This is a genomic window from Pseudoalteromonas sp. PPB1 (assembly GCF_015356275.1).
GTDB classification, from domain to species: domain Bacteria; phylum Pseudomonadota; class Gammaproteobacteria; order Enterobacterales; family Alteromonadaceae; genus Pseudoalteromonas; species Pseudoalteromonas rubra_D.
The window spans coordinates 22,598-30,509 of the sequence record NZ_JACEQV010000037.1; the positions used below are offsets into that span (position 1 = coordinate 22,598).

At 45.6% G+C, this 7,912-nt stretch carries 6 protein-coding genes and 1 pseudogene; 3 read left to right on the forward strand and 4 right to left on the reverse strand.

What is annotated here, in order from left to right:
• Positions 1-49 precede the first annotated feature (49 nt).
• On the forward strand, positions 50-1,066 hold the full coding sequence (gene yejK, locus IY568_RS23000; RefSeq protein ID WP_125561886.1) for a nucleoid-associated protein YejK: 1,017 nt from the start codon (positions 50-52) through the stop codon (positions 1,064-1,066).
• 63 nt (positions 1,067-1,129) lie between these two features.
• Here yejK and IY568_RS23005 read toward each other — a convergent pair whose 3' ends face one another.
• The 3 genes from IY568_RS23005 to IY568_RS23015 are packed head-to-tail and all read right to left on the reverse strand — an operon-like array spanning position 1,130 to position 4,444.
• Complete coding sequence (locus tag IY568_RS23005; RefSeq protein ID WP_138539516.1) at positions 1,130-2,125, reverse strand: LPP20 family lipoprotein; 996 nt, start codon at positions 2,123-2,125, stop codon at positions 1,130-1,132.
• Positions 2,115-2,729, reverse strand: coding sequence for a penicillin-binding protein activator LpoB (locus IY568_RS23010; RefSeq protein ID WP_125561882.1), 615 nt, complete (start codon positions 2,727-2,729; stop codon positions 2,115-2,117). The genes IY568_RS23005 and IY568_RS23010 overlap by 11 nt, the downstream gene beginning before the upstream one ends.
• Positions 2,730-2,734: 5 nt before the next feature.
• On the reverse strand, positions 2,735-4,444 hold the full coding sequence (locus tag IY568_RS23015; RefSeq protein ID WP_125561880.1) for a hypothetical protein: 1,710 nt from the start codon (positions 4,442-4,444) through the stop codon (positions 2,735-2,737).
• A 202-nt stretch (positions 4,445-4,646) separates the two neighbouring features.
• On the opposite strand from IY568_RS23015, the gene IY568_RS23020 reads away from it, so the two are divergent.
• Together IY568_RS23020 and IY568_RS23025 are read left to right on the forward strand one after the other, a co-directional pair.
• Positions 4,647-5,225 (forward strand): LPP20 family lipoprotein, encoded by a 579-nt coding sequence (locus tag IY568_RS23020; protein WP_046005920.1) that lies wholly within the window; start codon positions 4,647-4,649, stop codon positions 5,223-5,225.
• 48 nt (positions 5,226-5,273) lie between these two features.
• Complete coding sequence (locus IY568_RS23025) at positions 5,274-6,587, forward strand: transglycosylase SLT domain-containing protein (protein ID WP_194868814.1); 1,314 nt, start codon at positions 5,274-5,276, stop codon at positions 6,585-6,587.
• A gap of 626 nt (positions 6,588-7,213) precedes the next feature.
• Here the strand turns inward: IY568_RS23025 and IY568_RS23030 are convergent.
• Positions 7,214-7,912 (reverse strand): annotated as a pseudogene (locus tag IY568_RS23030) (ribonuclease E); the annotation flags it as partial.

Here is a 7,912-nt window from a genome sequence, read left to right on the forward strand (position 1 = left end):
AAGAGTTATAATTCTTTCTATTCTAACACCAGAGGCGTTAAAAACAAAGATGAGCATTGAGGTGAACAAGCTTGTTGTACACTATGTCGACAAGCAAGACGAAGAAACACAAATTCATTTGCGTGATGATGAGATGCAGGTTAATGACCGGGTAGCAGTTTTCATAGAGCAGCTCCACCATGCTTATAATGGCAAACCTGGAAAAGGCTTTTGTGCCTTCGATCCTGATAAAGACAGTCGCGTCGCGTCGGCAATGCAAAGCTACCGCAATAATGAGCTGGCATTTTGGCATCTAACGCAGCAGGCAACAGAAGTTCTGAAAGAAGAGTTGAACAAATATGCGTTCAATGAGACTGGTTATCTGGTGTTCTGTCATTATCAGTACGTTGCCAGCGATTACTTGCTGATAGCCATGATTAATATTAAAGAACACTATTCCATTACGTCTGATCTGGACCTGGCTGCGTCGAGGCACTTGGATATCTCACGTATGCAGCTTGCAGCGCGCATCGACTTAACTGCGTGGGATACGCAGGCAGATGAAAATAGATATATTTCTTTCATTAAAGGCCGAGCTGGCAGAAAAGTAGCCGACTTCTTTCTTGATTTTCTGGGCTGTGCTGAAGGTATCGACCCTAAGCAGCAGTCGCAAACTATGTTACATGCCGTGGAAGACTATCTGGCCGAGCAGCAGTTTGGTAAAGATGAGAAAGATGCAATTCGCAAAGAAGTCTTTGATTATTGTAATGACTGTATTAATAGTGGCGAAGATGCAGATGTCGAGTCTTTGTCTGATACCGTATCTAAATCATCCGATGTGCAGTTTGAAGACTTTTATAAGCAACAAGGTTATGAACTGGAAGAGTCATTCCCGCTCGATAAAAAAACCGTCACGACTATGGTCAAATTTTCAGGTCTGGGTGGCGGTGTGAGTGTTGGGTTTGAGCGCAAGCATCTGGGAGAACGTGTGCTATATGATGCGCAAAGCGATACTTTGACGATTAAAGGCGTGCCGCCAAACCTCAAAGATCAGCTAGAAAAGTTCTATCAGGAAGAGAGTGAGTAAATAAAAAGGGGCTAACATGTGTTAGCCCCTTTTTATGTCAGTTAAATATGTACTTTGGTACGTCTAAGACTTACCTGTAACAACAAACTGCGCCAGCTGGGTGCCCAACTTGTTAGCTAATTTGGTCATCGCATTACTCTTAGCTGTGTCCTTGTAGCTCGACGCTGCCTTCACTTTGGTATTAAAGTGCGCCTGTTCTTCGCCATTTTCCATCACCACCAGGTAGCTTTCTGCCACACTGTAAAAGGTACCGGCTTTGTTCATATCCTGCCAGTCAACGGTGAACTTAAGGGCAAAATCGGCCTCACCTGTGGTGACCTTGATCCCCTGAGAGCTGAGCGCTTTTGCTAGGATGTCTCGAACCTTACGGTGTGCCTGGTGATCGCTTTCAATACTAAAGCTGATACTGTTGATAAGCGCATCGGCCTGTTGCTGTTTGTCACGAACAGATGCAGGCAAGGGCAGAGGTGCAGCCTGAAGCTGGGTAAGGTATTGGTTTTGCTTATTTCGTTTTACCAATAGCTCTTTGAGTGCAACGGCTTGTTTCAGTTGTTGTGATTTACTGCCGTTGGCAGCCACTGTGAAGGCTGCAATATCTTCATCCAGAGCCCGTATGGTTAGCTCTGTTTGCATTGCGGCTTCGGTGCGGTTAAAAGCGGCCAGTGCAAAGGCTGTTTGCTGATCTGCACTAACGTATTCATCTTCAATTTTTACACCTTGCAAATGAATATCAGGTACCTGAGAGTTAATTAGCTCATCGACATGAAATTGCATCGACTTTTCGCTGGCCGATTGCTCTATTCTGGTACTGGCTGAAATGGTGACATTCAATTGCTTAGCCAGTGCCAGTCGCGCTGATTCCTGTGCTGCCAGTTTTGCCTGTTGCAAGTCACCGGTGTTTTGCGCGCTGCCAACACCATAAACCATATAGCTTGAACTCGGCATGTTGGAGATCCATACCGGTTTGTTGTCAACAGGCGCCTGATTGGCGTTGTTTGCACCACAGCCGCTGAGTACAGCGACACTCAGCAGCGTTGCGATCAAGGGGTTAGAAGCCAAAGCGCGAGCGCTCCTGCAGTTTTTGAATTTTCTTCTGTCCATTCCATACCTCACGGTTTGTGGTCATATCGATCAATCTCAGGTCAACCTGATAGAAAGTCACGCGATCACCGCCTTGCTGATCAACGAAAGAGTTAATGGTGCCTGACAGCGCATAATCTGCGCCTTGTTCCTGGCCCATTTCATTCTGTGTACTCAGGCTGGCATTTAGCTCCTGGTCTTTTCTTTCGTCTCGGATCTCCTGACGAACATCTTTGTTCGCAACAAAGTCCGCCTGACCACTGCGTAATATTGAACGCTTTAGGTCATTCAGGAAGGTATCAACAGCGATATGCTGATGTGATTTGTTGCGTACTGACTGGATTATAATAGCAGGACGCGTGCCCTCTTTTTGTAAGTGATCGTTAACCCATGGAAAGCTCAACATATCGTTGATCATGGCCTCTGCAACCAGTTGCGAGTCCTTGCCGTTCCACTTGTCAGAAAGGGCAACCTCTTGATTTGCGTCTACTCTTTGTACTTTTGTCGAGGAGCAGCCAGTGATGGCTAAGCTGCATGCAACAACCAAAGGAGTTAGCTTTAAAAGTGTGGTTTTACAGTTCATAACAATTATTCCATTGTAAACAGAGTGGATGGTGCTGTGGATTTGGCACTGTCAATGAAAGTGCGAGTATGCCACAGCGTCATATTTTCGTTTATTTCTAATGTGTCAGATTGCTCTATGACTCTGCCTGAGCGCAGTTTAGTCTTGAGCGTAATATTGACTATGCCTTGATTGACAGGCACTTGTGCGAGTTTTATATGAGACGGAAGCGACTGCCATTGACGCAGGTCTGCACTAGCGGTGACCGCGTTGACAACACTGGTTGCTAACTTGGCGAAGCCATCAAATGCCTGAAGACCGGTGCTTTGAATTGCTTTGTGCGCTGTCATCGCTTTTACAACTTCTCGAGTAAGTGCGATCTGCATTTCTCTATTGGCATTTTTAAGTGCGCTTTGTAAAGTCAGCAGGCTGACAGAGTGATAGTTATCCAGCTCCGAGACTTTTTGGCCATCAAGCCACAGTTCCGTTTTTTCTATTTTATGTTCGAACGGCTCCAGATAAGTCACCGCTATGCGACTACCGTGTTCAAGCGCATCAATCAGTCCGGCAGCCTTGGCACTTTGCCACAGTGAATCGCCCAATGGTAAACGCTTAGTTAATGCACCCATTGCTACATCCCCCAGATCACCGGTGGCATAATTCTGCATCATGTCGAATAGGCTGGTATCGGCATATAGCATCTGGAACCACCACATTTGTGCTTTTCGCTCCGAAGACGTGCCCCAGAGAATAGGGGTCACAACGAGCGCTTTGGCATCATGATCGGCTTTCAGTAATAAATTAAATTCTTTGCGTTGTGGACCAATCCCAGCATTTTGAACGACGGTAAGAAGAGGGCTTGATTGTTTCGTTTCGCGAATGCTATTACCCCATTTTTTTTCAAGCGCGCGAAGTTCATTGCCATATCCACCCGCTTTACGCATGACTCGGGCCAAATCAGCATAAGCTTGCTTTGTTACGGTGCTGTCTAAATCGTATTGTTTAGCAAAGCCTTGTTCAAATGCGGATGCGGCTCTTTGATACTGGATACGGGCTGCATCTAGTTCATTGCTGCTTTCATACAGAATGCCACTGATATAGTGGGCAAATGCATCATCTTTGTAGTCGACGTTTTTCAACAGGTCATTAGGAGCCAGCAGCGGTTGTAAAATACGCATAACGCGGTCGGTGAGTCCGTCACCAGTTGGTTTACCATCATAGCCACCTGTTTCGTCGGTGAGTGTCGACAAGTAGGTATCGAGCTGGCGCATTTCAACCAGGGCAGCATCCAGGTAGTACTGTCTTTGAGCAGGGTTTTGGTTTGCAAGCGCGTTATAGTTGAGTGCTTTGAACACATTAATCAGGGGTCGATGAAACTCTTTACCTGAGAACGTGGTGTAAGTTGGGCCACTGAGCAACGCCAGCGCTTGCTCTGAAACACTAATAGTATATTGCTCTTCAATAATGGCTTTTGCCTGGTCAAGGTTATCATTGCTCAGCTTGTACTTTTGCTCGAGGTGATACAATGTGCCTAGTTCAAGATATCGCAGTAATTTGTTTTTACCTGACGCTGAGTAGGTTGTTTCTATCGCCGATTTGGCTTGTTCAAACTGACCTTGTTGAGCAAGTAAAATTGCATTTTTGTTGGCGGGTGTTGTATTGCATCCAGTCAGAACCACAATCAGGGCCACTGTTAACCAAGCTCGATAATGCAAAGTGTTGAATAGAGATAGCATTACGCTTCCTTTGCTTGTAATAAAGTTTACGGTGACTATACCAAAGAAGTTGGATATATTTGCACTAACTTAAAGATTATTTTGCTTTTTTTGAAGCTGAATATTGTAAGAAATCGTTCTTACAATTTATTACTGTAAAGCAATCAGGCTTTTGTTAAATTTAAATCATCGCTTAGCAATCAATAGCTCGAAGGACAATATCATGAAGATCAAACCGCTTATTACTACTATGCTCGTAGCAGGGATGTTAACAGCCTGTAGCTCGACTGGAGAAAAGACTGCCTCTGAGTCGAAGATTAATATACCAGATTGGGTATTAAACCCAGCTGTTGAAAATGGCATCGCTGCTGCGGATTGTGTGAAGTTTTCTGGTAACATCTCAATTGACCAGAAAATGGCTGTCGCTAATGCAAGGTTAGCGCTGGCACAGCAAATTGAAACGCGCATCGAAGGGTTGGATAAGACTTTTTCAAACCGTACTGATGCGAATGAAGAAACAACGGTTGGTGCGACGTTTAGCTCGGTATCAAAGCAGCTAACAAAGCAAACGCTTAATGGCTCTCGCGTAATTAAAGCTGATGTCGTTGAGATTGGTGGTAAAGACTATTTCTGCGCCCTGACCACATTATCACCTGCATTAACAAAATCCTTGTTCAAAGACTTGGTAAAAGAAAGTAAAAAGCAAATTAACCCTCAAGATGAGCAATTCTTGTATCAGGAATTCAAAGCATTTAAGGCTGAAAAAGATCTGGAAAAAGAAATCGCCAGATTAACCAATTAATTGTATGCGCACCTAAAAAGGTGCGCTTTTCATTGATAGGAGTGGGCTGTGAAAACCATACTTGCATTGACGATTGCATCTCAGTTTGCCGCCGCCGCAGCGGTTGCCAGTACATCCGGTTTGTTTAGTGAACTGGAAGCGGCAATGCAAACCTATGACAGCAGCGCCCAGGAGCAAACGGAATTTGAGCGCTACAAGGCGCAACATTTACAAGAATTTAATGACTATGTTGAGGCGCATTTTGAAGAATTTGATGCGTTTCGAGATCAACTGATCCAACAATGGGGTGAGGCGAAGGTGTCTGACCAAAGCCAGTTTGTTGGCTACTCAGACGATAACCGGGAACGCCTGGAAGTCGACTTCCAGAATAACGAGTTAGTCCTCAGTGTGCGGCACCACGCAGGAACACACGTCTCTGATCAACAGATTTCACAGGCTATCGAAAGGTTTAGACAGTCTGAACGAGCGTTGTTTCAATCTTTTCTGAGTGGTGAATCATTAGCAGATGGTGTCAGTGAACGAGAGCAAGTTGCGATAGATAATGGACTTCGTGTCAAATCCATTATTGCCGCAAAAGCTCAGATCAAGCAGCAAACACAGGAACAGAAAAAACTAGCAGAGCAGCAGGCCGATGAAGCGCTGGCGTTGCAGTCTGAACCGCAATTAGTTGAAGCTGCAAATAAGCAGTTAGAAACAAAGAAAGCGGAGTTGGATGAGCTGGCAACCAAGCGCATCAAAAACCTGACTAAATCTGTCAGACAAATTTCTAAAACCGAACCGCAGCAGATCACTCAGGTACGGATCAAACTGCCGAAAGATGGTCTGGCACATAAGCGTGCCTCTGAGTATCAAGGTCAAATTGCAAAGCAAAGTGAACGCTTCGAGATTGATACCAGTCTGGTGTTGGCGGTAATGCATACAGAGAGTCACTTTAACCCGCTTGCCAAATCACACATTCCTGCATTTGGTTTAATGCAGATCGTGCCAACTAGTGCAGGCGTTGATGTAAATCGATTCCTCTATGAGCTGGATGAGCCAATGAGCCCGCCATACCTGTATGTAGTTGATAACAATATTGAGGCAGGCACGGCGTATTTACACCTTCTCAACGATCGATATCTCAGCGCGATAAAGGATCCACTAAGTCGTAAGTACTGTATGATAGCGGCGTATAATACGGGCGCCGGTAATGTCGCCAGTGTGTTTAATGCTGACGGTTCTCGAAATATTAAGCGCGCTGCGCGAGTGATTAACTCATTGTCACCTGAGCGTGTCCTGGAAGCACTGCAGCAAGGCTTGCCTTACAATGAGACACGTAGATATCTGAAAAAAGTACTGGCGACTGAAAAGTTGTATATCTAATCACGATACTGGTTTGCCAGTGCGAATGGCACTGGTATGACCATTCTGTTTTTCTTCTACATATAGGCCATTTCTTGCTCCTTGCACTTTTCCTATGCGGTCCTGTAGGTATCGAATTCAAAGGGATTCGTCTGGACAATTTCCTGAACTAACCTTTATTTTAGTATCTCTTCAAACGCTTTTTATTTTGTTTATCCTGAAACGGGCTCAGGCTGAGAGAAGCGGCCGTTTTATTTCTACGCTGCTTTCACAGTGGAATTGGTCACAGAGGGGCTTGGTCAAGAGCTTACTTTGCGTAGAGCCTCACAATTGTCGCACTGAAACCATTATCCTTTCAAGTAGGTATCATGCTTAGTGTCTAATCAAATCCGGGCTTAAAGCTGCCATTTAAATATGATGGATGTCTCACAATGAGAGCCTGTAAAACTTTTTGCCTCCAAAGCAGACCGGTGCCTCAGCGATAGCAGGACGCGAGAGTGGTGTTATTGAGCCTATTTTCTCACCCCAAAATAGAACACTTAATTAAGCAAATTGGGATTAGTTATTCTGGCTTGCTTAGAACATAAGAACAAGGAGGATCAAAAAGGGCCGCATATGCGGCCCTTTTAAAAGGTTTAATTCAAAACCTATTCGTAGCTGGCTGGTGACGCCATGGCCGAGCTTGCTCTTGCTGTCGGAGACTTAGAGCCAGAGCCCTGACCACTGTCGCTTACTTTCTCGCGCATGGAGTCTGGCATTGCCAGGACGGTAATGGCGATATCAGCGCTTTCATCAGCAGCGGCTTTTGTCATTGGTGCTTCAGCAACATGCTGATAACGCACACGGACCGATACCGCTGATTCAGTGGCCTTTACTAGTGGAGTGGTTTCAACAGCTGCCTCTGCAACTTGTTTAGCAGCAGGCGCTTCAGCCACTTGCTCAGAAGCAGGCGCTTCAACAACTTGCTCAGCGGCAGGTGTCTCAACGACTTGCTCAGCGGCAGGTGTCTCAACGACTTGCTCAGCGGCAGGTGTTTCTTCTACTTGCTCAGCAGCAGGTGTTTCAACGACTTGCTCAGCAGCAGGTGTTTCAATGACTTGCTCAGCAGCAGGTGTTTCAACGACTTGCTCAGCAGCAGGTGTTTCAACAACTTGCTCAGCGGCAGGTGTTTCTTCGACTTGCTCAGTAGCAGGTGTTTCTTCTACTTGCTCAGTAGCAGGTGTTTCTTCTACTTGCTCAGTAGCAGGCGCTTCAACGGCTTGCTCAGTGGCAGGCGCTTCAACAACTTGCTCAGCAGCAGGTGCTTCAACGACTTGCTCAGCAGCAGGTGTTTCAACAACTTGCTC